Origin of the sequence: Clostridioides sp. ZZV14-6154 (genome assembly GCF_020657785.1) — a bacterium.
In the GTDB taxonomy this organism is placed as follows: Bacteria; Bacillota; Clostridia; order Peptostreptococcales; family Peptostreptococcaceae; genus Clostridioides.
The window spans coordinates 117,359-144,165 of record NZ_JAGWCY010000006.1; the positions used below are offsets into that span (position 1 = coordinate 117,359).

Sequence of the window (26,807 nt, forward strand, 5' to 3'; positions counted from 1 at the left end):
AATTTTTCTATTATAAACTATATTTTACCATTATTTTACATAATTTTCCAACAGCATAATTATCATTATTTCTTCAGTATTTAGCCCAATATTTTGTATTTTACATATTTTTAAAATCAAATTTTTATTTTCCAAGTTTATAATTTTTTAGATTATATATTTCTTAGGTAAATTTTAAAAATGTCTTTGCTTTTTTTATTGTTTTATAAGAAAAATAATATAAACATATATCATATTTAAAATAATATAGACATGTATAGTATTTAAATATACTATTAACTTATAAGGTCGTAATTTCATACATCAATAATTTTTATAAAAATCAACTATTTTTAGATTAATTATTTCATTGATTAATTTTTAAATTGATTGTTTCATTGATTATTTTCAAGGTAATTATTTCATTGATTGTTTTCAAGTCAATTATTTTATTGATTATTTTCAAGTTAATTATTTTTAAATTGATTGTTTTATTAATTATTTTTAGGAGGATTTATGAATTTTTCAAACATAAAAAAGTATTTTTTAAATTTTTGTGGAGCAATACTAGTATCTTTATTAATAGTTTTCGTATATCTTATTGCTTCAGCCTTTGAATCAACCAATAAATTATTCTCAAATCAAACGATTAATTCTATGTCAACTTTTATAATTTCTTTTATAATCGTATTCGTATTAGCTAAGGTATATAATGAAGGTATACTAGAGGATTCATACAAAAAACTTTCTATAAAAAGTTTTTTAAACTATGACAAAAAATATATCTCATTGACATTATCACTATTAATAATATCTATAGTATTTTGTAAAATACTAGCATTAATTATATATGACTTAACACAGGAATATGGTTCTGACACAGAGCTTAGTCTTGCCATTTTTATAAGTTCTTTTACATATGTACCATTTATAGAAGAATTAATATTTAGAGGTATGTTTTTTAACATTGCGTCTAACTTACTAGATATGAAAAATAACACTGTAATTAAGATTACAATTATAGTCAATCTCATAACGTTTTTAATAATGCATTATACTAGTTTTGGTTTTCCAAATTTTAATTTATTTTTATCCTTATTAGCGTCTATTCTTCCAAGAGTAGTGATTTCAGCATCACTTATATATATTTACATTAAGACTAAAGACATTAAGTACAATATTATTTTGCATATGTTATATAATTTTATTATTATTATCATAAATTCAATTTTCTAATTATCATCACAAATTGTACTCTCTTTTACATATGTTATATTATTTTATATCGCATCATAAAACACACTTTTATGACCTAATTACAAATTATCCCCTATAACTTAATTAGTATATATTTTTAGTTAAATTGGGTAATAAAAAATAAAAGGATGGTGATTTCATTGAAACTTAATAAAGGTATCAAATTTACAATAGGATTGCTTATGGATATAGGAATTAGCTTAGTTTTAGGTCTCAATCCTCTATTAACAACTTTATTTGCTCTACTATATATAACACTCTATATTCCAGATATTTGTAATATTATAAAAAAATAAATATTCATCTGAAATAGACTATATAGAAAAAGCTCCCTACTTAAAAGACTACTCTCGCTTGAATTTAATTGATTTTTATGTAGTACCACATTCCCAAAATTGGGAATTTGGAAAAGCTGTAGAAAAAATAGTAAATGCGTATTCTAAAACTTTAGAATTAAAAGCTATTAATGATAATCAAGCAATATTAATTGAAAACGACAGTGTTAGAATTTTAAAATAATTTAATATAAATAGCACCAAAGAATGATAAACACTGGCTTGTCATATCTTTGGTGCTTTTTTATGCAATACGTTTTAGAATACTAATTGACAAAAAAACTAAACCTCATTATAATTAAACTACTAGTTTAATTAATTTCATGAAAGGAATATGATATGGGAAGAAGAAAAAAAGAGCCAAAAAGTGTACACCGTGAAAACATTGCTTCTGCTGCTCAAATTCTATTTATGCAAAAAGGAATTGAAGCAACATCAATGGATGATATTGCAAAAAAAGCTGGTTACAGTAAAGCAACCTTATATGTATATTTTAAAAACAAGGAAGAAATTGTTGGTGTATTAGTACTTGAAAGCATGAAAAAACTGCATACATACATCACTTCTGCTTTAGAAAAACAAACAAGTACAAAAACAAGATACGACTTTATCTGCAATGCACTATTAAAATATCAAGAAGAATTTCCATTTTATTTTAAAATAGCTCTCGATGAAATCAACATTGACTTTGAAAATACCGACTACTTACCTGAGGAAAAAGAAACCTTCCGTGTTGGTGAAGAAATCAATGAGAAAATAAAACAGTTGCTAAAGGCTGGTATCTTATCAGGTGAGCTTAGAGAAGATATTGAAATTATGCCTACTATATTTTCACTTTGGGGAATGTTATCTGGCATTATACAGACAGTAGCAAATAAAGAAGCTTATATCAAACAAGAAGTAAAACTTTCTAAACAGGAATTTCTTAAATACGGATTTGATATGCTTTATCGTTCTATTTCTAAATAGATAAGATAAATCTACAAATATACAACTATACAATTTCTTATAATAGACATTATTACTTTATATATTTGAATATATCTGAAATTCCATTAAAACAAAAGATATTCAAAACAATTACCAAATACTCTAACTAAAAGGATTGAGAGGTATTAGAAATGAAAGTAAGCAAGAAAAAAATCATTTATCGTATTATCGTTATAGTTTTGCTGATAGGACTTGTATGCCTTGGAATATATTTAAAACAAGTTAAAGATTATAAACAAACAGTAAAAAATATGACCTTTAAAAAAGTAAATATTTCCTATATTGCTGATGGAACCTATGTTGGAGAATGTAATGTAAATATCATATCTGCTAAAGTAGAAGTCACTGTAAAGAGTGGTAAAATTTCAAGCATTAACCTTTTGGAACATAAAAATGAACGAGGAAAAACAGCAGAAAAAGTTATTGATAAAGTACTTAACAAGCAAAAAGTAGATGTAGATGCTGTATCAGGTGCAACAAATTCAAGTAAAGTTATAAAAAAAGCAATCGAAAATGCACTCATAAAAGGATAACTATACTTAACAAATTTCTATAAGAGTAAAAATATTGTTTTTGAATATCTGTACCAATTTGTGGTATAATAAAAGCAAGAAGAACTACAATCTATTTCGTCGTAGAGTGAAGTTCATAATTAAATGAAGCTATTTGAACTTATGGAACTTGATTTTAAAATCAAATTCCCAGCCACTTTTACTCTTGCCACGAGTTGAGTGGCTTTTTACTTTCGTAAATACTTTACAAATTAAGTAAAATATTAAACTAGCAACAACGCCAGCTATTACATTAAGTAAAAAGTTATTCATACTTCCCACCTCCTTTCATTAGGAAGTAGGTTTTATCCTAGTATGAACTCCACTCTTAAATTATAGGTTACATCTTCTTGCTATAAATATTATAACATATACTTTCCCATATTTTACCTGTGTTTTTATTCTAATAACTCCTTTTTCTTTTCAGCATCATATATACCTACTATCATCAAATATTATTTAGAAATTAGATTTAATATAATAAAATCAACTATAAACAAGAATAAGTTTGTTTCTCTAAACAATGTGATACTTATAGGAATATGTTACAAATAAAACTTTCAATAATTGAGCCTTGAGTAGTGATAAAATAATATTTTTCACAAAACAAGCCAAATAATTGATATAAATTATCATTTTCTGTTGAAAGTTACATTCATGCGTGCTATACTTAATTTCATAAATGGTAATAAATGTCATATGATTTTACAATTCTATTAATAATAATTATTATTAACTTTTAAATTTCGAAATGAATATCAAGAATTTTCTAAAATATAGAAGAATTCTCTAAAATACAAGAGAATTATTAAAATATAAAAGAATTATATATGTTATATAAAAACACATAAAACTACACAAAAACATATAGTACACTTAAAAATATAATAGAACTATATAATACTACTTTCGTAAAATCATACTCTATTTTTAGCATTTATTACTCTATACATAAGATATATAAATAAAATTTAACTTAATGAAAGGATACGATAAAATGAATATTTTAAAAATGAAAAAAACAGGGATATTTTTAGGAGGAGTACTTTTAGGTACTGTAGGTGTCAAAATACTTTCAAGTGATTGTGTAAAAAAATCTTGTACTAAAGCAACTGCTGGAGCATTGAAAGTTAAGGATTCTGTTCTTGAGACAACTACTAAAATCCAAGAAAATATGGAAGATATTTTAGCTGAAGCAAAAGAAATCAATGAACTAGAAGAATTATCTTCATCTAAAGTAAAAAAAGTGCAAGAAGATGCTGAAGTTGTACAAGAAGCTCTTAAAGCTGAAAATGTACAAACTGTAGAAAAAAACACTGATTCTAATAGCATTAAATGTGAAGACATCAAGGAAAATGGTACTGAAGAAAAAAATAGTACTTGCACAGCAGAATAAATTTAACGATTATTATGGTTAATACTATCAGGTGTTATGATTAATAATATCAAGTATTATGATTAATAGTATCAGGAGGAAGTAAATTGAATCTTTATATAAAGCATGAAATCAGAGGTCGTATACGTTTTGATTTACAGCTTGGTAAATTGAATAACAAGCAGGCAGATACTCTACTATATTATTTGACTTCTATAAATGGTGTTACCAAAGCAAAAGTTTATGATAGGACTGGTGACGCTGTTATTTATTACACTAGTGAAAGAAACTCTATAATAAAAGAAATCACTAAGTTCAGTTTTAATAATAGTGAAATAGAAAAATTAGTCCCTGAACACACTGGTAGAGAGTTAAATAATTACTACAGGGATAAATTAGTAAATAAGCTATTGGTAAAGAGTGTATCTAAGATATTTTTCCCAAAATCTTTAAGATTTTTTTTTATAGGACTTCACTCTATAAAATATTTCAAAAAAGGTATCTCTTCTTTATTAAATAAAAAGATAGAAATTTCTGTTTTGGATGCAACTGCAATAGGTATCTCCATTTTTAGAAAAGACGTGAATACAGCTGGGTCAGTGATGTTTCTTCTTGGTATAGGCGAATTACTAGAAGAATGGACTAGAAAAAAATCTATAGATGATTTAGCACAAAGTATGTCGTTAAATATTGAAAAAGTATGGTTAAAAAAGGATGATACTGAAATTTTAGTTCCAATTTCAGAAATAAAAGAAAACGATTTAGTTAGTGTAAATATGGGAAATATGATTCCATTAGATGGAGTTATTGAATCTGGTGAAGCAATGATTAATCAGGCATCTCTTACAGGTGAATCTCTTGCAGTTAATAAAAGACAAGGCTCTTACATCTATGCTGGAACTGTGATAGAACAAGGTAATATCGTAATGTGTGTCAAAGAAAAGGCTGGTACTACCAGATTTCAAAAAATTGTAACTATGATTGAAGAATCTGAGAAACTTAAGTCTTCTGTCGAAGGAAAATTTGAACATTTAGCAGATACCTTAGTTCCATATAGTTTTTTAGGAACTCTATTTACTTATGCAGTTACTAGAAATCCTATAAAGGCACTTTCTATTTTGATGGTAGATTTTTCTTGTGCATTAAAACTCTCTATTCCTATTTCTGTATTATCAGCTATGAGAGAATGTAACAATTATAATATTGCTGTAAAAGGTGGGAAATTCCTTGAAAATGTTGCATATGCAGATACTATTGTATTTGATAAAACAGGCACATTGACAAAGGCTCAACCAACTGTTTCAGATATAATTACCTTCCAAGATTATAATAAGAAAGATATGTTAAGACTAGCTGCTTGTTTAGAGGAACATTTCCCACATTCTATAGCTAATGCAGTCGTGCATGAAGCTGAAAAACAAGGTCTCAGTCATAAGGAAATGCATACAGAAGTAGAGTATATTATTGCACATGGTATTTCAACAAAAGTTGATAATAAAAAGGTTATAATAGGTAGTAAACACTTCGTATTTGAAGATGAAAAATGTATTATACCAGATGGCGAGGAGTATAAATATAATAATCTTTCAGACGAATATTCTCACCTATTTATGGCAATATCGGGGAAATTATCAGCTGTTATTTGTATCAGTGACCCTTTACGAACAGAAGCTAAAGATGTAATTTCAAACTTAAGACAATATGGACTCAAAAAAATTGTAATGATGACTGGTGATAGTGAAAAAACAGCTAAATCTATAGCCAGCAAAATTGGAGTGGATGAATATTATTCAGAAGTCCTACCAGAGGACAAAGCTAATTTTATTAAAGATGAGAAACTAAAAGGTCGTAAAGTTATTATGATTGGAGATGGAATCAATGATTCTCCTGCTATATCTGAGTCAGATGTTGGAATTGCAATGAGTGAAGGAGCTGAAATAGCAAGAGAAATTTCAGATATTACTATATCAGCAGATAATTTAAATAATTTAATTACTTTAAAACAGATTAGCAATAAACTTATGAAAAGAATTGGTTTAAGTTCTAAGTTTATTATTGCTTTCAACTTAGGTTTGATTTTTCTTGGTGTAGGTGGATTTATTAGACCAAGTACATCCGCATTTTTACATAATGCTTCTACTGTTGGAATAAGTTTAAACAGTATGACAAATTTATTAGATAAACCTAATACTTATAACTACAATTAACCCCCATTGTATAACACATTTCTATCTAAAAAATTTATAATTCATATTAAAAAAAGCACTTTTAAACAATTAAGCAATAATATTTAAAAGTGCTTTTATGACTAAATTTTATAACTAAAATCAACCTACTTCAATATTACTTCTCAATAATATTCAATATTGCGTAATACCATTCAATATTACCTCTCAACACTACTTTAATACTATTCAATATTACCTTTCAATACTACTCAATACAAAAGGTAAATTTCCATAATATTTCTACTTCACTACTAAAAACACCCTTCCTTAAATCTCACTTCAAACTGCTATATTTCAATCAATCTCTGTTCATAGCATTTTAGCTCATTTTGTTTTAGATAGTTAAATTCAGACTCTACATAAATACCACAACCAATAAACTCAATTGTTAGATTTGGTATATTCTCTTTCAATATACTCATCTGTTCATATATAATTTTTTCCCACAAATCAGCCTGTAATATAGAGAAATACTTCATACTTTCTCCACTGTTATCCATATCCTTTTTGATTTCAGACCAGTTTTTTAGCAAGACGCCTCTTTTATCAATATATCCAAGTTTTTTAAAGCTCTCTATACTCTGATTCCATGCATCTTTACTACTCTTATCAAAATATGACTCTAGCTTTTTACTTTGCTCACTTGTCAATAAGTCATAAGAAAGCTTCTTATTAAAATGTGCTTTCAAAGAAAGTTTAGCCATAGAATACGGGCTTCTACCAGAGTTTAATCCCGCATTTTTAAACTTTTCTATTCCTTTATCTTCTATTGAAGACCATATAGAGTTTACTGAATCTGAATCATCATCTTTTCTATATTTAACATCCAAACCATGTGTAATATCGATATAATTTTGTGGAAATACATATTGATAGTACATATCTTTGTTATCATCATACAGAGAAAAATATCCTTTATCATATAAATGCATATGTACATTTATTTTTAAACTATCATCTAAAATATTTCGTCTAAGATTAGGTATATTTGCATAAATAGTTACATATTTCATTGCATCATAGTTTTGATTTATTGGAATTTCAAAGCTAATTTCTTCTCCTGTCAAAAGCTTTTTCACTTCTTCTTCATCACAATCATATAAAGAAAATGTATTTTCAAATCCCACACGTGATTTTCCAGCCAAACTTCCTGCTAATGGTATTTTCAAAATATGATTATCTGTTTTTTGCCATTGATAAGTATCTTGAGCTAAAAACTCTTTAATTTGTCTATTTTGTTCCTTTGCCTGCTTTAGCACCTCATCTTCATTTTCTGTTATTCCTACATGGCATCTATTTAAGATATTTACTATATTGCTTCCAAATGGAAACGTCCATAATTGAAAAGCTGCTGCCTCCACTTGGCACAAATATCTAATCTGATTCAATTCAATTTGATGAATAAGCTTTTTCTGATACTCATTCATTTGGTTACCACTGTCTGACATGTGATAAATCAGTTCTCCCATTGCAAGATTGTCTTTTTTCTTGTCAATCTTGTCAGTAATAATAATCTGAGCATCCATCATGTCCTGTACTTTTTTGAAAATTCCCGAAATATCCTCTGCATTTTCCATTTTCAAGCTTTCAAACTTCTTAATTAATTCAGTTAATACATCTTTCATTTTTAGTCTGCTTATCTCATTTTCAAAAATATCCTGATTTTTAACTATAGTATCAAATCCGTCTACAAATGGTATAATAGATTCTTTCAATGTTTTATCTTTGAACTCTGCCATCTGAGTATTTAAACTATCTAGTTTTTTAATATTATCTTCTTTTGTCTTAATCGCATCTTTGACTACTTTTATTTTATCTTCAAAACTAGCTTTTACATTTAGACAATTATTAACACTACTAATTGCTGTATTGATAAAAGAACAACTTGCACTACCAATACTTAATACATTTTTAATAGTTGCTGTTCTTTGCTGTCTTTCAATAGATGCTTTACACTTCTCTAGTGCAGCCAACTTATCTTTTTGTTGTTTATTACTATAATTTGCTTCCAACATACCCATTTCTTTTTTCTGAATGTTTGTGTATATCTTTTCATACTCGCCTTCATCCAGTCCATTTTTTGCTGCTGCAATGTCATTATCTTTCCCTTGGTAGTCATTATTATCTAAAGACTTAGTCATAATCTCTTTAATTTTATTAAAATTATCTATCTTTCCATCATCGACACCAACTAATTTATTTGTCATTGCTCCTAAAGCATTCTTTCTATCTTCATTTAACTGAGCTCCAAGGACAAAACTCATACCTTCAGAATCCATTTTGAAATCTGAAAAACTAACCATTCTGTTAGTCCATTGGTACTCTTCTTCCTTAGCTGAAAGATTTTCTTTTAAAGATTTTGCACTATCAAAAGCTCCCAGACAAGCTTGACCAATACCACTTAATGATGATAGTAAGCTCAACGCACTCTGTATTCCAGAAAGAATTAGCTGTGTTTTCATTTGTTCCTGAAGTTTTTCCTTCTTTTCTTCTAATTTCTTTATGTCTCCTTTTTCATCTTCTTTTATCTTTAGAATTTCTTGAATCAAAAGATTCATTTTTGCTCCAACAGAAAGCATTTTATTTTCAAGTTCTTTTTTCAAAACTTCTATTTGTTGATTTCCTGAGTCAATTTGAGTTAAGACATTTTCCTTATATGTATTGAAATATGCTTCTTTTAATTCATCTTTTTTTCCTTGTTCCAATTCTTTTAAAGTCTTCTCTAGATAATCTGTCAGAGTGCGAATATCTGTAACACGATTTCCTCCAATTTCATCTTCCTCTATCATCTGCATATAAAATGCTGCTTTCTGTTCTAATGCAAATAAAATCATGCTCCATTCACTAAAATTCTGATTTTCTTTTACAAAAGCTTCTATTCTATTAGACTGCATCAATTTATTTATAAGATAGTCATAAATCTCTTTTGCTTCTTGGTAAAACTCTTTCTTTGTATGCATATCATCTAGTGAAATTACTTCTTTATTTTTCTTATCAAATTTATAATACTTCTGAAGAATTTCTCTATTTAACTGCATTTCCACTTTCTCAACTGCATTAAAAATCTCATAAATATGTGAAATTTCTAAAATATCTGCTTCTAAAATTCCTACTGCACACAAAAGTTTAAGGTTTCTATATCCTTTACTTCCAGAAAAACCAAATCTTTCAAAGAATTGATAGAAAAATGTATCCATTGATAGAGAATACTCCTGCTTTAGCAATGCGTTTTCTACTAATGATTTTCCAGGATGCCCTTCTTTTCCATCTGCTCCATCTAGACCTGAGTCTGCAAGTTTTTTAATTGTCCAGTCCTTGTGTTTTGCATAAAGAGCATCTAGTGCCTTTCCATCATCTGCTGTTTCCTTACTGTCTGAACCACGACCTATCACATATCTATCAAAATAGTAATAGTTTCTGTCACTATCATCTATTGGAACAGAAGTTCCTATATATCTTATTGTTTCTTCAAAAATTCCTCGGATTCCTCCAAGACCTCCAGCTCCACCTTTTCCTCCAGAACCGCCTTTTCCTGCTAAGCCATGTCTTCCGTCTCTTTGGTTTATAGAATTTTTTAGTACTGTTGCTTGTCCAAGGAGATAAATCTGTCCAGCCTTACTTCCAAGACCAGCATTTCCACCATCTCCACCTGTTCCTCCAGTATTTCCTTGTTTTCCTTTTTCTGCTTCTACTATATAGTATTTTGTATCTTTCTCCTTAGTAAACTCTTTTTTCTCTGGCTTAGAACCTAGTTTTGCATTTGCTCCAGCTATTCCGGATGCTCCTGTTTCTCCTACTTTTCCATCTTGGCCGTTTCCACCTTGTCCACCATCAGCATAAAGCTTAAGTTCGCCTTCTTTTTGTATATGTTTAAAAGATATTAAAATATCGCCTGAAGTTCCTGCATTATTTCCAGCTCTGCCATTCATTCCGTTATAAATAGAACTTTCTCCATCCAATTTTTTTGCATCATTTCCAGAAACATTAATTGAATAAGAATCTTTTGGTATACATAATTTTTCAACTAATAGAACTATGTTTTTACCTGAGAAAACATCCTTCTTCATATCACAATCTATTTTTAGCTCACACTCTCCATACATATATATAGATGATAATTCATTAAGTTTATAGCCAGATATGATTTTAGTCAAATCTGATAAATTCACTTTAGGTACAGGAATATATATAGAAAGTACTTTGTCTTTTTCATATGATTTTATATATGTACAGTTTTGAATTTTTTCTCTTCTATATTCTTCATCTAGAAGTTTCTCAGCTTCTTCCTCTTCCAATTCCTTCTCTGCTATCCAGTATTTAATACATTTTAAAGTGTCTTCTAGCGTTGTATTTAATAATGATTTTAACAATTCACTTAGACCGACAATATTAGTTTCTCTACAATAACTATTTAGCTCTAAAACAAGGCGTATTTTTTCTAATATGTTTACTTTTTGTACACCATCACCATAGAAAAGTTCTTGCACAAATCTCATGAGTCCTTCAATACTATTTGTTTTTCCTAAGCTCTGACTCATTTGTTCCAACTGAGTTTTTTTCTCTTTTAGATTTTCTATAGAAGATAAAATAGAAATAGAATCTTCTAACGCCTTTTTTACACTTTCTATATAAGGAGCTAGAAGTTTTTCTAGTTCTTTATATGTTATATCAACAGCTTTTTGTATCTCTATTTTACAAGAGGCAGTAAGCATTAATCCCATATCAGTTTTTTGGAAAGTATTTGGAAGTTTTTCTAGTTCTCCCAATAGATTTTCTGGCTTTGTGTCCATCGGATTACATAATTCTATAGACACATTATCTGATAGTACCACATTTAACAGATATACCAGTTCTTTATAACCTTCATAATCTTTTTCTTGGCTATCTAGGTCTTCTTTTACTTTTTTCAGTATATTTCTAACTTTTTCTTTTGTTACACTACTACTAGGTGACTTAGGTATTTTATTGATAAGAAAGAAAAAATTTTCCTTATACTGTGTATATTCATTAAACATATCTTTTAAGTTTTTAGCTGTATCAATTAACAGTGTATGTCTAGAGTCCAGTAAAGACTGGTAGTCTAAAATGACTACTATCCCTTTTACATTTGAAGATGCAGAGATAGTTTCTCTTACAAGCATTGCTCCTGCAATCATATATTCAGCTCCACGATTATCAAAAAAACCAGGACAATCGCATAAAGAAAATGCTTTATTTTCAATATCTACAACTTCTGGGCATAAAGTCTTAGAATATACACCATTTCCAATATCAACTGCTGAATCTTTAGCTGTGATGTATACTTGTCCAGTTTCCGCATCTGTCTTTTCTTCCATCTCACAACCTTTTAAATAGTTGATACAAGTACTTTTTCCAACTCCTGAAGCACCCAGGAATAACAAAATCGATTTTTCTCCTAAATTGTATCTTTCCAGTTCATGCCTTCCATCTTCTAAAAGATTTATGATTCCATTGTACAATTCATTTGCCATGTGTTCATCCCTTTCTATACTTCAGCACAATAGTTTTGATATTTCTCTTTAACAAAACTTTCCTCTACTTTTAAAACTGCTGTTGATACTTTAGAATTTGGATTATTATATCCTCCAGATTCTCCTCTATCTCCATAATCAGCATACTCTCTTGATGGACCTTCTTTTCCTTCTTTCCAACTTCCACCTTCAAAAGTTATACGATAACTAGCAATACCAGTTAGCTTATAATCCCAACTTGTAAAATATCCTGTATAGTATACAGTGGAATCTATAGCACTTGGAGAAAATGAAAGTGTATTATAACCATGATGACCTCCTTTTCCTCCATTTCCACCAAAACCTGGTCTTCCATCTGGACCTCTTTCTCCATCTCTTACTGTTATATCACAACAGCTGATTAACTTATCTCTCTTTTCATCTGAATCTGCCAAGAAGTAGATATTTCCTTTACTTCCTCCATTTCCACCTCTTCCAGCATTTCCTCCTTTTCCTCCATTATCTCCTTTTGCACCACTTGTTCCTGATGCAAAATAACCTTTAAACATTTTTCCATGGAAACTACTTGTATATCCTGCATCACTTCCATTTCTACCTGTGCTTCCAGTCTCACCATCTTTACCATCTGTTCCTCTTGAACCATTTCCTCCATTTGCTATTAGTGTAAGGCGATAGTTTTTAATTTCTTCTTTAATATATAAATAAATATTTCCTGCATCTCTACCATCTTCACCATTTCTTCCATATATAGAATTATCTATAATATTTCCACTCTTTCCACTTACATTAATCTTAGCATTACTACTTACATCAAGATTCTTACAAGAAATAATGATATTTTTTTCTGATGCAAAATCCATTCCAAGATTATCATCCATATAGATAGTATCTTTAGCTGAAAACATAATTGTAGAGACATCCTCTCCCACTTTTCTATTTCTAAAAGCCTCTAGAACACTACTTATTACTAAGTTTGGAATTAGTGCCTTCACTTCTATGACTGTCTTGTTTTTAATTTCAAATGTTTTTATTATAAATGGAGTTAAAATATATTTACTTACAAGATTTCTAATTATTTCATTACCTTTTTCTCCATAGGTATTTAATCTTGTTATATTTTCTTCTAATTCTTCACTATTTCTATCTGTAAGATTCTTTAAAATAGGCTCAAAATCACGTTTACTATATATGTAATCTGTTTTATTTGCAACTTCCATCAATTTATCTCTATTTGATAATGTCCATACCTGTTTTTGTACCTCATAAGAAACTAAAATCTCTTCTACTTTCTTTCTTATAATAATAAATTTTTGTTCCATTATACTTTTACTTGTTTTTTCTATAATAGATTCCATATATACAGAAGATAGTGAAATTTCAGCATCTCCATGGTCTGTATATTTATTTAAGTCTTTAATTATACCCAAGTTTCTCTTTATCTCATTTTGTAACTTTATACATGTGTCTTCCAAGAATAATCCACTTTCTCCTGATAATAAATTGATAAATTTATCTAAAGTAATACTAGCTGTATTAACTGAACTTTCTAACCAGTCTTTAAATATGTCTACTACTCTATCATAGTTTGACATTTCTTGAATCATTGTTACTCTTTCAACCTTTTCAATAAAGTCTTCTGTATATTCCTTAACATAAACTTCTAGTCTAGATACTATACCACCTTGAATATCTTTTATTAATGTATCTAAAACTAATCTTGCATCTGCACTGATTGGATATTGGAATGCTGATGTTTTATCTTTTACTTCTTCTAAATTTATTACTTCTTTTAATAATCCTTCTCTTTGCTCTGCTTCAAGCGGTTTACAAAGATGAATATTTTTTCCTTCTCCTTTTAGCAATTCTTCAAACAACCAAGCTTTATCTTGTATATTATTTTCTGGACTTTCACACAATTGTTCGTATTTTTTTCTAATCACATTATATATTTGTTTTTCTGTTCTTCCTAAAAAGCTTTTAGAAACAAAGAAAGTAATACTTCCTCTAAAATTCTCTTTATGAAGACACATATTTAATTGTTGAAATAAATCAAGTACTTTTGTAAGTCTAGCCTCTAATATATCTGCTTCTGGTATTAGTACAACTACGCCACATATAGATGCAGAATTTCTAAACACCTCTCCCAACGAAACTGCTGCACTAATGTCATGTGCTACACCTCTGTTATCACTGAATCCTGCAGTATCACATAATTTTGCATCCATTCCTTCTACTTCTCTTCTCATATCTACAATATTTGGATACAAAGTCTGTGAAACAGCTCCTGAACCAATTTCTGCAACAGGGTCTACACATTCAATATATGAGATACCAGTATCTTCATCTTCTACTTCCTTCATTTCACATCCTGCAAGATAATTAATTGCTGTACTTTTCCCACAACCTGTGCCTCCAAGAATCAAAATTAGATTCTTATTTATAGCCTTATCTATTGCTACTTTCCCTTCATCTAATAGGATTTTGATTTCTTCTAAAAGCTGATTTTTTTCTTCCATGTATCTTCCCCCTTGTTTATTGTTATAAAATTTTTTAATGTTAAAATAACTGTGCTTGTAAAATATAGCCTTTACTAACACAGTAATTTTATTTTATATATCTAATTATACTTTTTATTTTATATCTAATTACATTTTCTACTTTATATTATTTTTTCTACTGCTCTAAACTTTGACCATCCTCCACAATGAATATTCATATAAAAAACCTCCTTATATGTTTAAATTTATTTATATAATAGTACCAATTTTCTAAATATTCAATACAATTCGTGTAACTAGTCGATAAAAGTGCATAACTGGACAAATAGTTTGTATAAAAAACTTTGAAAGTCAAATTTATTTAATTAAAAATAATATAATACAAAAAAACAGTCAATCTATTAAAATCAACTGCTCCATAAATTGAATTTTTACTTATTAGATTTTACAAAGTTTATACATTTGCATGTGTTCCCCTATACAAAACTGATATTGCCACTGCTATAAGTATCATGCCCATAAAAGCAGGTGCCGCATGACCAAGAGACACATAGATTTGACCTCCAATGATAGGTCCAATTATTCTCGCTAAAGATTGAATAGATTGACTACCCCCTTGAATCCTTCCCTGTTCACTAGAATCGACAGACTTGGATATCATCCCATTGAATGAAGGTCCAAAGATAGAATCGCCAAAACCAAATATAAACATTCCAACAATAAAAATAGGATAGAATGAAAACAGTGCCGATGCTGCAATAAAACTGTAACCTATAATCTCCGAAATCATTCCAAGAATGACTATCTGTGCATCACTGAGTTTTCTCAAAAGCTTTGGCATTACAAAACCTTGTGAAATGATGTCTTGGATACCCATAATTGAAAATACAAGTCCAATTAGTGCGGGTTTCCAATTGAAAGTATCTATTGTAAATTGTGAAAAGACAGACTGTAAAGACCCATTTGGTATCCAAAGTAAGAATGCTGATACAAGTAGCCTTTTTAAGTTTTTTACAGAAAGTACATTTGCAAGCTGTATAAATGGATTTAGCCTTGCAAGTGTAATCCCCTTTAATCTATTCTTCTTATCAAGGCTCTCAGGCATATATAAGAATCCATAAATAACATTCAATAAAGTTATTATTGCCCCAAAGTACATTGGTACAGAATAACCAAACTTAGCAAGTAATCCACCTACAGTTGGACCAATAACACAGCCTACACCTGAAAAGGCACTCACCCATCCAAAGTATTTGCTTCGATATTCTCTAGGAGTGATGTCTGCAAAATATGCGAAGATAGTGCTTATGCTCCCACCTGTTACACCTTCTATTATACGTCCAACAAATAGTACCCACAGAGCTCCTCCTATTCCAAAAACTAAGTACCCTATTGCAGAACCCAAAAGACATGATAAGAGTAATGGACGACGTCCATATCGGTCGCTCAAAGCTCCAAGCCCAGGAGCTGCAAAAAACACGCAGATTGCATAAACAGAAGTTAGCATTGTAACAACTATAGCTTGTTCTGATGGACTATTTGTATAAGGTTGCACTAAGAATGGAACAACAGGTGCTATGATAGTGAACCCGATTCCGCAAAGAAACGCAGATATAAGACCAAATATCAAAGCCTTTTTATTTACAATTTGTTCTGTATTCTGTTCATTATTTGATTTAAATATAAACACTTAAATCCTCCTCTCAAAAAGTATAATTTGGTTTCCTTCAGGAACACATTCCTTCTATTTCTTTTTTACTTTTTTACTTTTTTACTTTTTTACTTTTTTCATTATTTTAATTCCTTGGAGACATATTCTTTTTTTTATTACTTCAACTCCTAGGGAATATATTTATCTCTTTATTATTTTGATTCCTTGGAAACATATTTATCGTATCACCATTTTGTTTCCTTGTCAACAAAATAATAGCAATAAAAATACAGCCCGTTCTCAATAGAGTTGGGCTGTCTATAGTTTCAATTTCTTTATTCTAATTTATTTTGACTTAATATTATACCTTGTTTCTTTATTTCTGCATCCAGATGCCTATTGTAATTTTCCGCAAAGCTAATCATAATATCAAATTGTTCGTCAGTTACCTGCTCAAATACAGCTTTATCACGTTCTTGAAACTCATTGTGCAGTCCCTCATGAATTTTATAAACTGCTTTCCCCTGTTCAGTAAGTCTAAAATAAATTTCTTTCTTGTTATCAGACTTCTGGTAGCTTTCGATAATTCCTTTTTTTATGAGTTTCTTAGTTAGCTTACTTATTGCACCTCTAGTCATATAAAAGTGCTCTGCAAGCTTTGTCACGTTGCAATCTACATTTCTTTCAATGTATTCGATACAATGTACTTCAGAAGATTTATAACCTTTAAGACTTTCTTCCATCTTAAATTTATTAAGCCAAACCATCTTGTTTAATAAGTCCCTGAAACCCATTATGACCTGTTCTTCTTTATTCATAGCCTGTCCTCCCACCCGTTAGTGCATTAACAATATTATATTAAACTTTTGTTTCTATTTCAACAATGTTAAAATAATTATTTTAGGAATCGAACTATACATAAACATAAAAAAGGAAAACAGAATCATCTAATTTAAACCTACATTCTTTTAGATTTAATCAATATCATATAAGTGTTGATAACTATACAAGTAAACATAAATTTGAATGATGATTAAGATAATTAAATGGTTTACAAATAATTTATATTATAAATAAAACAACACAACAATACATCTCTTGTACTGTCGTGTTGTTAAAATACATGTAATGTTTTAATAATAGTTTTTATAATAAAAGGCAGTGTTAACTAAGTTTGATTTATATACTGTTTAGTCTTTAGTCTATGTACTATTTCAAATTACTGAATGTCATCTTCATAGAATCAAAATCCATTGTCCATTTGTAATTCTTAAAATAATTATGACCTATCAAACCATCTTCAAAGAATCCAACCTCCTCATAATATCTGGATTCCTCACCTGTTGTATAGTTCCCAAATCCATTTTCCAGTTGCAAGCTACCTAGACTATATGATGAGATTTCAAAAGTACCATCTTTATAATCACTTCCTCCCATTCCACTACTTTGTCCTTCAGAAGCTGACTTTAACTCAGGTATTGGAATCCCAGCTAAGTCCATTGTTTCTTTAGGTAGTTGCATTCCAGCACCTTCTCCATTAGCAAACCCTGAATCCATAAAGAAGTTCATTCCACTTTTCTGATTTATTGAACCTTTAGCATACATGTAATGAGTAGAAGCAAGCGTGAATGGAATCTCTTCTAATACTTTATCGTTGGCAAGCATTTTATTGGCATTGGCCATACCTACTTCATTTCTAGGTCTTAATACCAACTGGCCACTAGAATAATCAATTGTAGGTATAAATTCCTTCAATACACTTGTACCAATAACGCCATGAACATTTGACGCATTACCTTTAAATGCTTCTTCAAATCCCTCAAATGAACCCATCATTACAGGGACATTCTTCATGTTTACATCTCCTATAGTAAGTGAGTCAACTTGACCAAAACCAACTTCGACGATATTACCTCCTTGGAATGTACCTTCTTTCTTTGAAGCTGTTTTAATACCAAGCTCTTTTGTAAGTTTACTATCCGCAACAAACATTGCACCACCAGTATCAATAAAAGCATTTATTCTTTTTCCATTTATCTCAACTGGAACAACAGGTAGGGGTTCACTTGTTACAAATGGAATAGCACTTTCTTCTTTTCCATTCCAGTTAATTTGTCTAGTTTTGCAATAAATAACTCTCAAATTCAAATGAGCTTGGGAGTTTTATTTAGTAATTAGTAATATTTTAAGCTTATACCAAAAGATTCATTCCTCTAATTTTATCCCCTGTACTATACTTAGATATTAAAATTTTCTTGAATTCATAACTTTAAGCTACTTTATCAAATAATAAAATTTATATAAAATGCCTATTATTACAAAGATGCAACTCAAAGTTGACAAAAAACATAGTAGGATTGATAGTGTGCAACTTGTATATTTGTTAATATTTTAGAATAAAGATTGAGAAATATTGAGGAGGAAAATAAAATGGATATATCTGAAAAAATTTTAAAACTAAGAAAAGCAAATAATCTATCTCAGGAGAATTTAGCAGAACAACTTAATGTATCAAGACAAAGTATATCAAAATGGGAAACAGGTCAATCTGTTCCAGAAACAGAAAAGTTAATTGCTTTAAGCGAAATATTTAATGTTACAATAGATTATCTTTTGAAGCCATCTGAAATAGATGAGATATCAATTAGAACAGAAATTCTAGAAAAACAGCAACAGCAGTTAGTTGAAAAGGAAATAAAAAAGGATAAAATCTTATTTATTGTATTAAGCTGTCTAGCCACATACTTAATTGCATTCGCTATATATATTATTGGGCACTTCTATTTTGAAATTTGGAATCCAGGTGTAATATTAAGCGAGTTTATAATAGCAACAGCAATTGCTATTACTATTAATTTAAAGCATAAGTATAAAGTTGATAAAAATTCTATAAATAATTAAATCGTAGGATAATGTAAAGTTATTTGAGATGGAAAACAAATGAAAAAAACTAAATCAAAGGTATTAAGTTTAACACTAGCAACTACTTTTTTCGTAGCAACAACAGCAAATTCATATGCTATGTCAGCAGCTAGAAAAAATCAAGAGGAGGAGCTCCAAAATACAATGATGAGGTAGTATATATGTATTTATCTCATTTTGTAGATTTTGAAGGAGATAATTATGAAGAAGGTTTGTGTACATATATAACTAAATACGATAGAGAGGCTTATGATAGATATTTAAGTAGAGGTTGTGCTTTTAGAAGTGCTAATTCTATGCGTTTATTACAAATCTAATAGCATTGAAGGGAGATTTACCTTCATTTTAAAGAATATTGGACTGTATATGGAGTTGGAAATTTTATAATAATTTTAGAGTGTATGTTAATTATTTTTGATGACAGTTACTATTTATCCCATATAAATAAAAAATCTAATTCTGATAAATAATAAAAAGGGTTCACCCTAATTAGAGTGAACCTTTTTTTATAGTAAAATATGTATTGTTGTTAAATAAACATTTAAAAATTAATAATGGATGCTTTCAACTACTCCACCCATAAAAAATCCACTATCTAGCCTATTATACGTACAAGATAAATAAAATTTATACTATCTCTATATTGTCTTTAATGATACTTTTAACTTTACTCTTCTATTATACTTTCTATATAGACATAACATTTTTTCAATTGTTGAAAAGACTTCTTAAAAAGATTTGAAAATGCTACTGAAAATCCTTTAACATCACCTTTTTTTAAGTACATCAATATTTCAAAACATATCCCGAAACGTGTTTTTAAAATTTCGGGGTATTTTTCAGGAAAAAATCGCTCTATATAAATCCCAAATACAATATATTGCTTTAAATGCATAAATATTTCTTGCATTATATAAATTTCTGAACAGTCCACTATTTTACATAGCAAAACGAAATCTGGATAGATATTACATTCTTCAGAATTCTTTTGTAGATGTCTTAAATGAGCTTCTATATTTTCTATCATCACAGAATCTATATTCTCACCCACTAAAAGCACCACATCTTCTAATGTAATTGTAACAAACTCCATAGCATCTAAAAGCAATTTTAATCTTTTAGCTCCTTCTTTTGTTTTAATATAATCATCAGTATACTCAGAAAAAAGAGTTATATATGTTCCCTTTCCATTAATTGTTTTAGCAATTCCACATTCATTTAATTCATTATATGCACTTCTAACTGTTGGAAGAGATATATTATACTTACTAATTACAGAATTAATAGATGGTAGACAATCCCCTGTTTTAAGATTTCCTTCAAAAATTTGAGATATGATATCAGAAACAATTAAATCATATAGATAACAATTTTTTAATGCCATAGAACTAAAATTATCTCTAGCTTTCTCCTGTGAAATACGGTTTTTTACAATTTCCAAAGTAAATTCCCTATTTTTTTCATACATATAAATTAATAATTGTTTAAGTGCAGTAAAATTTCTATTTAATACATATAAATAAACCTGCTTTATTTGTTCAATATACTTATCTCGAAAAAAATCTACAGAACTATCATCTAATTTATCAATACTATAGGTTATTTGTGAAACCATTACATTACTCTGAATAATATCACAAAAAGAATGAATAAGTAAATTATTTGACTTGCTGATTAGTTTATTTATATATTTTAGTTTTTGCTCTCTAAATATAAAATGGTTTGAATTATTTTTTTCCATATAGCTGATAATATCATATAATTCTTGCAAGTCTTTTGATGTAAATCGCTCTATATTATAAACAGCAAGCGCAGGAAATATTAAGCTAAAAACTTGATACATATCTGCTATTTGCAAAATTTTCTCATACACCAATTCAGATTCCACTAATTTTTCACTTACATTATGAATCAATACTGGTCTAGCACCAGCTTTTGTTTCTATAAAACCTTCTTCTGATAACATTTTAATTACTGTTTTTATGGTATTTTTTGATACCATATATTCTTTAGACATTTTTTGAATGGAGTCGAGTTTATCTCCAACTACAATTTTGCCTGTATAAATTTGCTGAATTAAGCATTGAAAAATAATTAAATACTGTGGTTTTTTTTTCATATTTTTTCCTCTTTAATAATTTAAAATAGTTGCTTATTTTTATGCTATAAACTATAATTATTATGAACCATTTATATATATGGTCTAAGTTTTATAATCTTATAACACTGTAAAATATCCTACCATTATTTATAAATGAGTTAGAAAATTGTCAATAATGCAAATTTCTAATGAATATATACATATATTTAACAATGAAATGGTTTAACTTATTTTACAGAATAAGCAGATAGAATTATGGTAGTAATATAAAATGGGTGAACAAGATTGAAATACTCTATAACATAAACACATATGATAAAAAAATATAATCATATTAAAGCAATTTGTAGATATACAACTAAGATTCGCAAAATTTGAATACATTAGACTTATTCTATTTTAATTAAACACAATTTCACTTTAAAAGAGGATTTACTATGAAATACTATATTTTTTTAGCTATAGCTATTATATCAATAATTGAATTCTGTAATATTTATATATGCAGAATATTATCTGCCCAAAACAAAACTGTATCACCATATAAAAATTATAAATCAATATTTTTAATAAAACCATTAATTTTTTTGATAATGATGTTTACAAAATTACCATTACCACTATTTTATATATTATTTCATCTAATGAATCATAAGGCATTTTTAATAAATAATAAAAATGCTAATAAATACTTTATATCTAATATGTCAGTGATAAGTTTTTATATTTTTCACCTTATTACTTTAAGTGTAATATCACTCTTGGAAAATACAAGCTTATATACCCTATATATGGATACATACTATAGGTTAATTAGTATTTTAATAGCTTATACTTTAATTTTTATCTTGTTGTATTGTATAGATAAAATAAAAGAACATGTTTTTATATTAGTTCAAAATAATATAGAACTTAATTTGTTTTCAAAGTTTATTTGGTTTGCTATAGGATATATCTTGTTTGACAGCATACAGGTTATACTTTCACCTCCAAAGGCTTTAACTTCCTACTTTATAATTGGAAGTAATATATTATTAGCTTTACAAATAATTATATTTATTAATCATATATATTCTATTGAAAAAAATATTTATTTAGAAAAAGAACACCATAAATTAGAAATAACAAAATATGAACAATTATTAAGAGTTGACTTATTAAATAAAAAGGCTAATATTGATGATTTAACATCAGCATATACTCGAAAATTTGCTTTTGAAAAAATGCAATCTTATATTGATAATAAGTTATTATTTTCATTAGTATATATTGATTTGGATAAGTTAAAAACAATAAATGATACATATGGACACTTGGCTGGAGATAGCTACATTATTAGCTTCTCAAATATAGTTATTGACAATTTAAGAACAGAAGATATATTTGCTAGAATAGGAGGAGATGAATTTATAGTGATTATGCCTCAATATAGTGAAAATATTACAAAAGAAGTCATGGATAAAATACGTAATACCATGAAAAATCAGATATCTTTTAGTTATGGTATTGTAGAGGTATCCAGTAAAAATAAAATGACTCTAGAAGAAATTATTAATACTGCAGATATTAGAATGTATACTGATAAACAAAATAATCATAGAAAGAACAAAAACTAAAATGAAAATGTATATGATAATTATCCTAACAACGTTACCATGTTATTTATCTTATTATCTTTATCACTATAATTTTTTTAAATATCTTGATGCTATAACTGATAACTCTAAAAACAAATATAAAATATATATTATATATTCTTTATTTAATTATTCAATTTTTTTAATCTGTACCTATCTAAGGTTAAATTTAATTATAAACTGGACAATTTTTATGTTAGTTTTATTTACACAGATTAAAGTAACTTACTCCATGTCTAACATAAAAGCCTTTTTTTATTCATTAAACTGTACTATTATTGGTCTGTCAATAAATATATTTTTCAGGTCATTAATTTCGATAGTCTTAGATATGCCAGCATATTTATTTGATAGTAACTCTATTACAAATATTTACAGAGTATTTCCTATAGCATTTAGTTTTATTGTTACAGGATTATATTTTTATTATAAAATTTATAAAAATACTCAGATTAGCTTTGAAAATATCTTAGAAGATAAAAAAAATTTAATTTTTTTACTGAGTCTTATGTTTGTAATGTATCTATATTTGTGCCTGAGTCTAATGGTATACTATACTGTTGAAAACACATTAATTTTGAAGTTATATGGAATTAAATCATCCATAATGGTTTTAATAGGTAACTATATTGCAGAAAAATATAGCTTTAGAATCACTCAAATTAAGGGCTATGATATTAAAAACCAACTAGATTATTTGGAAAGTCTAAAAATAGAAGATGAAATTAAAAGATTGAGTGATACTGTATATAAAGACTTATTGACTGGTTTTTATAATAGGCCTTTTGCAAATAAAAAGCTATCAGAATGGAGATTTAATAACTATGAATTTACTTTATGTTTTGCAGATTTAAATAATTTAAAAATTGTAAATGATAAATTTGGACACCAGTTTGGAGATAAATACATATCCACTACTGCTCAAATAATAAAAAAATGTATAAATATAGAACAATCTTTATTGTTTAGGTATGGTGGAGATGAATTCTTATTTCTTTTATACAAGATAACTACTTCCCAAGCAGAGCAAATAATGATTGATATTAACCATGAACTATCAAAATTAAGTAACACTGAAGATTACCCTTATACACTTTCTATTAGTTATGGACTAGTTGAATGGGACGGAATATCTGATACTGAAACTTTAATAGCAAAAGCAGACTCCTTGATGTATGAAAATAAGCTTAAAAATAAGTAACAGTCAAATAAAACTATTATTACATCTCTAGTTATAATATATAAATTATTAATAATTTATATATTATGTTTTTGCTTAATTGAAATTAATCTATAAAAAATGTATATTGTGGAGGAGGCCCGATAATGTCAAAAGACACAGACTTTACAAATATTGAATACGACTTCTTAATGAACGCATTAGATGTAAGCGTAAGTAGACATCTAATTGATGAACATTACACTGTGGTTTGGGCTAATAATCGTTATTATGAAATGTTTGGTTATACAAAAGAGGAATATGAATCTCTTTTTCATAACCAGTGTGACCTTTTCTACAAAGAAAATCCAGATGATTGGAATGAACTTGTGAATAATGTCGCAAAAGCTTTCTCTAAGGGAGAGAGAAAATACGAACACCTTGGTCGTATGAGACATCGTAATGGGAAAAAACTTTGGATAAAATTAATGGGGTTTTTAACTGGAGAAGTTGTTGATGGATTCCCTGTTTCCTACTCTGTCATGGTTGATATTACAAGACAAATGCTGACTCAAATAGAACAAACTGTAACTTACAATAATTTTCCAGGTCTTATTGCTAAATTTAAAGTTACTGATTTTGGTTTCCAACTATTAGATGCAAATAAAAAGTATTTTGATATGTTTAAAAACAAAGTAAATTTTTTAATAGAAGATATAAATTCAGAAATTTACCTCGACTCTATTTATAAATATTATGATGATTTTAGAAATGGAAAATATATTTGCTTTCCAATTTCTCCACAGAATCTTAAAGGTGAAATTGTCCATATGCAAGTCATAGCTGAATGTATAGATTGGGAAGATGATAAACCTATCTATCTTTTGATATACTCAGATGTTACAAAATTAGTTGAGCAAAACAAAATTATTGAAGAAAATAATAAGGAACTAGAAAAACTAGCATTTACTGACCAGACTACAGGTGGAATGAATCGCACACAGTTTAATATAATAGCAAATGAAATCATAAGTTTGTCACCAGCTGGCACATACACTCTTGTTTGGCTAAATATGCAAAAGTTTAAATTAATAAACGATTTAGCAGGAAATATTGCTGGAGATAAGCTTTTAAAATATATCTACAACTGTATAAAATTACATTTAAATGAAGGTGAATTTGTTACTAGAATTTTTGCTGACAACTTTACTCTTCTTCTAAAAGAAGATAAAAAAAATATCAACTCCAGATTAAACGCAATAGTTACACATATTAATAGATTCAATGATAACAAAGATTATAAATATATGCTCTATTTTACTGCTGGTGCCTATATAATTAATGACACTTCTTTGGAAATAACAAAGATTCAAGATAGAGCAAATGTAGCTTCTAAATCTATTAAGAATATTGAAAATCATGAGCTATGTATTTTTAATTTCTATAGTAAATCAGATAAAGAAAAACTTATACTTGAGAAGAATATAGAAAACAGAATGTATGAGGCACTTGAGAAAAAAGAATTTCAGGTTTATTTACAACCAAAACTAGAATTATCCACCCAAGTTATATGTGGTGCAGAAGCTTTAGTAAGATGGGTTCATCCTGTTGAAGGAATAATGCCTCCTAATGAATTTATTCCCTTATTTGAAAAAAATGGATTCATTGTACAATTGGATTTATATGTGTTTGAAGAAGTTTGTAGTACTTTAAGAAAATGGATTGATAGTGGATTAAATGCAGTAAAAATCTCTGTGAATATGTCTCGCTATCATTTTTCATTCAAAGATTTTATTAATGCATATAAAGAAATAGCTGAAAAGTATTCTATCCCTCCACATCTTATAGAAATTGAAATTACAGAAACGATTGTATTTAAAGATGTTAAAGTGTTTAGTGAAATAATAAATGAGATTCATAAAAATGGATTTAAATGTTCTATTGATGATTTTGGAAGTGGTTATTCTTCAATTAATATGCTTAAAGATATCTATGTTGATACTATAAAATTAGATAGAGCATTTTTTAAATCAGAACGATTAGATTCTCAACGGGAAAGAGATATAATTGTTTCTATAATTGATTTATCAAAAAAGTTAAATATGACCACTGTAGCTGAAGGAATAGAGACTAATTTTCAAAAAAACTTTTTAAGAGAAATAAACTGTGATATGTTACAAGGTTATGTATTTTCTAAACCATTACCAATAAAGGATTTTGAAAAACTTATGTTTCAGAAATATACTAATTAGTGGTATAAAATGATTCATTCTAAAAGATATTTATTTTAAATATACTAATTAGCAATATGACATGATTCGTTCTAAAATAAAGAATAAATAATAGAAATTATTTTATATAGCTTTGTATTTTTAAATGCACATTTAACTATAAAATTCTTATATTAATATTCTTAATGATATGAATATCTATACTTTGTAAAAATAACAGATAAATTTAATACTTTATAAATTAAAATTTAAATTTAATTTTTTGCTAATATAAAAATGTATCGATTTATCTTAAAAAACAAAATATAAAGTGGAGAAAATTAATACCTCCACTTTATCCTGCCTTTATATTAATTTTTATATATTTATACTTTTATCTTTATATTTCTAGTTATTTATCC

19 protein-coding genes are annotated in these 26,807 nt (G+C 27.9%); 12 read left to right on the forward strand and 7 right to left on the reverse strand.

Features of this window, described 5'->3' with window-relative positions:
• The first annotated feature begins 495 nt into the window (after positions 1–495).
• The 4 genes from KGF45_RS13555 to KGF45_RS13570 all read left to right on the forward strand — a co-directional run bounded on the left by KGF45_RS13555 (position 496) and on the right by KGF45_RS13570 (position 3,094).
• Positions 496–1,215 (forward strand): CPBP family intramembrane glutamic endopeptidase, encoded by a 720-nt coding sequence (locus KGF45_RS13555; RefSeq protein WP_227828791.1) that lies wholly within the window; start codon positions 496–498, stop codon positions 1,213–1,215.
• A gap of 330 nt (positions 1,216–1,545) precedes the next feature.
• Positions 1,546–1,755, forward strand: coding sequence for a Type 1 glutamine amidotransferase-like domain-containing protein (locus tag KGF45_RS13560; RefSeq protein ID WP_227828817.1), 210 nt, complete (start codon positions 1,546–1,548; stop codon positions 1,753–1,755).
• A gap of 155 nt (positions 1,756–1,910) precedes the next feature.
• The gene (locus KGF45_RS13565) at positions 1,911–2,540 is read left to right on the forward strand and encodes a TetR/AcrR family transcriptional regulator (protein ID WP_227828793.1); all 630 of its coding nucleotides are present in this window, start codon (positions 1,911–1,913) and stop codon (positions 2,538–2,540) included.
• A 152-nt stretch (positions 2,541–2,692) separates the two neighbouring features.
• Positions 2,693–3,094 (forward strand): FMN-binding protein, encoded by a 402-nt coding sequence (locus KGF45_RS13570; RefSeq protein WP_227842732.1) that lies wholly within the window; start codon positions 2,693–2,695, stop codon positions 3,092–3,094.
• 129 nt (positions 3,095–3,223) lie between these two features.
• Here the strand turns inward: KGF45_RS13570 and KGF45_RS13575 are convergent, their stop codons facing one another.
• Positions 3,224–3,385, reverse strand: coding sequence for a type I toxin-antitoxin system toxin (locus KGF45_RS13575; RefSeq protein WP_227433577.1), 162 nt, complete (start codon positions 3,383–3,385; stop codon positions 3,224–3,226).
• 724 nt (positions 3,386–4,109) lie between these two features.
• Between KGF45_RS13575 and KGF45_RS13580 the strand changes: the two genes are divergently transcribed.
• Together KGF45_RS13580 and KGF45_RS13585 are read left to right on the forward strand one after the other, a co-directional pair.
• Positions 4,110–4,508, forward strand: a complete 399-nt coding sequence (locus KGF45_RS13580) for a DUF6110 family protein (RefSeq protein ID WP_227828795.1) — start codon at positions 4,110–4,112, stop codon at positions 4,506–4,508.
• 86 nt (positions 4,509–4,594) lie between these two features.
• Positions 4,595–6,694: a heavy metal translocating P-type ATPase gene (locus KGF45_RS13585; RefSeq protein WP_227842733.1), complete on the forward strand. Its 2,100-nt coding sequence runs from the start codon at positions 4,595–4,597 to the stop codon at positions 6,692–6,694.
• A gap of 308 nt (positions 6,695–7,002) precedes the next feature.
• Here KGF45_RS13585 and KGF45_RS13590 read toward each other — a convergent pair whose 3' ends face one another.
• From KGF45_RS13590 to KGF45_RS13610, 5 genes are all read right to left on the reverse strand, one after another.
• A complete protein-coding gene (locus tag KGF45_RS13590; protein WP_227842734.1) occupies positions 7,003–12,207 on the reverse strand; it encodes a GTPase in 5,205 nt (1,734 codons plus the stop codon).
• A gap of 14 nt (positions 12,208–12,221) precedes the next feature.
• Positions 12,222–14,723, reverse strand: coding sequence for an ATP-binding protein (locus KGF45_RS13595; protein WP_227842735.1), 2,502 nt, complete (start codon positions 14,721–14,723; stop codon positions 12,222–12,224).
• Between the two features lie 436 nt (positions 14,724–15,159).
• A complete protein-coding gene (locus KGF45_RS13600; RefSeq protein WP_227842736.1) occupies positions 15,160–16,395 on the reverse strand; it encodes an MFS transporter in 1,236 nt (411 codons plus the stop codon).
• Between the two features lie 296 nt (positions 16,396–16,691).
• Positions 16,692–17,174, reverse strand: a complete 483-nt coding sequence (locus KGF45_RS13605; RefSeq protein ID WP_227828800.1) for a MarR family transcriptional regulator — start codon at positions 17,172–17,174, stop codon at positions 16,692–16,694.
• A gap of 391 nt (positions 17,175–17,565) precedes the next feature.
• A complete protein-coding gene (locus tag KGF45_RS13610) occupies positions 17,566–18,504 on the reverse strand; it encodes a retropepsin-like aspartic protease (RefSeq protein WP_227842737.1) in 939 nt (312 codons plus the stop codon).
• 282 nt (positions 18,505–18,786) lie between these two features.
• Here KGF45_RS13610 and KGF45_RS13615 point away from each other — a divergent pair, with 282 nt between their 5' ends.
• The 3 genes from KGF45_RS13615 to KGF45_RS13625 are packed head-to-tail and all read left to right on the forward strand — an operon-like array spanning position 18,787 to position 19,595.
• Positions 18,787–19,257, forward strand: a complete 471-nt coding sequence (locus KGF45_RS13615) for a helix-turn-helix domain-containing protein (protein WP_227828802.1) — start codon at positions 18,787–18,789, stop codon at positions 19,255–19,257.
• Positions 19,258–19,296: 39 nt separating this feature from the next.
• Positions 19,297–19,434, forward strand: coding sequence for a hypothetical protein (locus KGF45_RS13620; protein WP_227840414.1), 138 nt, complete (start codon positions 19,297–19,299; stop codon positions 19,432–19,434).
• Between the two features lie 5 nt (positions 19,435–19,439).
• Positions 19,440–19,595, forward strand: coding sequence for a hypothetical protein (locus KGF45_RS13625; RefSeq protein WP_227842738.1), 156 nt, complete (start codon positions 19,440–19,442; stop codon positions 19,593–19,595).
• A 350-nt stretch (positions 19,596–19,945) separates the two neighbouring features.
• Here the strand turns inward: KGF45_RS13625 and KGF45_RS13630 are convergent, their stop codons facing one another.
• Complete coding sequence (locus KGF45_RS13630; protein WP_227842739.1) at positions 19,946–21,397, reverse strand: GntR family transcriptional regulator; 1,452 nt, start codon at positions 21,395–21,397, stop codon at positions 19,946–19,948.
• Between the two features lie 773 nt (positions 21,398–22,170).
• Between KGF45_RS13630 and KGF45_RS13635 the strand changes: the two genes are divergently transcribed.
• The 3 genes from KGF45_RS13635 (at position 22,171) to KGF45_RS13645 (ending at position 26,427) form a co-directional block, all read left to right on the forward strand.
• On the forward strand, positions 22,171–22,995 hold the full coding sequence (locus KGF45_RS13635; RefSeq protein ID WP_227828805.1) for a GGDEF domain-containing protein: 825 nt from the start codon (positions 22,171–22,173) through the stop codon (positions 22,993–22,995).
• 253 nt (positions 22,996–23,248) lie between these two features.
• Entirely contained in the window at positions 23,249–24,217 is a 969-nt protein-coding gene (locus KGF45_RS13640; RefSeq protein ID WP_227842740.1) for a GGDEF domain-containing protein, read from the forward strand.
• Between the two features lie 125 nt (positions 24,218–24,342).
• A complete protein-coding gene (locus KGF45_RS13645) occupies positions 24,343–26,427 on the forward strand; it encodes an EAL domain-containing protein (RefSeq protein WP_227828807.1) in 2,085 nt (694 codons plus the stop codon).
• The last annotated feature ends 380 nt before the right edge of the window (positions 26,428–26,807 follow it).

Bases quoted from the DNA above. Each gene is read 5' to 3' on its own strand.
- KGF45_RS13580 (WP_227828795.1), top strand. From the start codon at position 4,110: ATGAATATTTTAAAAATGAAAAAAACAGGGATATTTTTAGGAGGAGTA.
- KGF45_RS13575 (WP_227433577.1), bottom strand. From the start codon at position 3,385: ATGAATAACTTTTTACTTAATGTAATAGCTGGCGTTGTTGCTAGTTTA.
- KGF45_RS13605 (WP_227828800.1), bottom strand. From the start codon at position 17,174: ATGAATAAAGAAGAACAGGTCATAATGGGTTTCAGGGACTTATTAAAC.
- KGF45_RS13555 (WP_227828791.1), top strand. From the start codon at position 496: ATGAATTTTTCAAACATAAAAAAGTATTTTTTAAATTTTTGTGGAGCA.
- KGF45_RS13630 (WP_227842739.1), bottom strand. From the start codon at position 21,397: ATGAAAAAAAAACCACAGTATTTAATTATTTTTCAATGCTTAATTCAG.
- KGF45_RS13565 (WP_227828793.1), top strand. From the start codon at position 1,911: ATGGGAAGAAGAAAAAAAGAGCCAAAAAGTGTACACCGTGAAAACATT.
- KGF45_RS13570 (WP_227842732.1), top strand. From the start codon at position 2,693: ATGAAAGTAAGCAAGAAAAAAATCATTTATCGTATTATCGTTATAGTT.
- KGF45_RS13620 (WP_227840414.1), top strand. From the start codon at position 19,297: ATGAAAAAAACTAAATCAAAGGTATTAAGTTTAACACTAGCAACTACT.
- KGF45_RS13640 (WP_227842740.1), top strand. From the start codon at position 23,249: ATGTCTAACATAAAAGCCTTTTTTTATTCATTAAACTGTACTATTATT.
- KGF45_RS13615 (WP_227828802.1), top strand. From the start codon at position 18,787: ATGGATATATCTGAAAAAATTTTAAAACTAAGAAAAGCAAATAATCTA.
- KGF45_RS13645 (WP_227828807.1), top strand. From the start codon at position 24,343: ATGTCAAAAGACACAGACTTTACAAATATTGAATACGACTTCTTAATG.
- KGF45_RS13635 (WP_227828805.1), top strand. From the start codon at position 22,171: ATGGATACATACTATAGGTTAATTAGTATTTTAATAGCTTATACTTTA.
- KGF45_RS13595 (WP_227842735.1), bottom strand. From the start codon at position 14,723: ATGGAAGAAAAAAATCAGCTTTTAGAAGAAATCAAAATCCTATTAGAT.
- KGF45_RS13625 (WP_227842738.1), top strand. From the start codon at position 19,440: ATGTATTTATCTCATTTTGTAGATTTTGAAGGAGATAATTATGAAGAA.
- KGF45_RS13590 (WP_227842734.1), bottom strand. From the start codon at position 12,207: ATGGCAAATGAATTGTACAATGGAATCATAAATCTTTTAGAAGATGGA.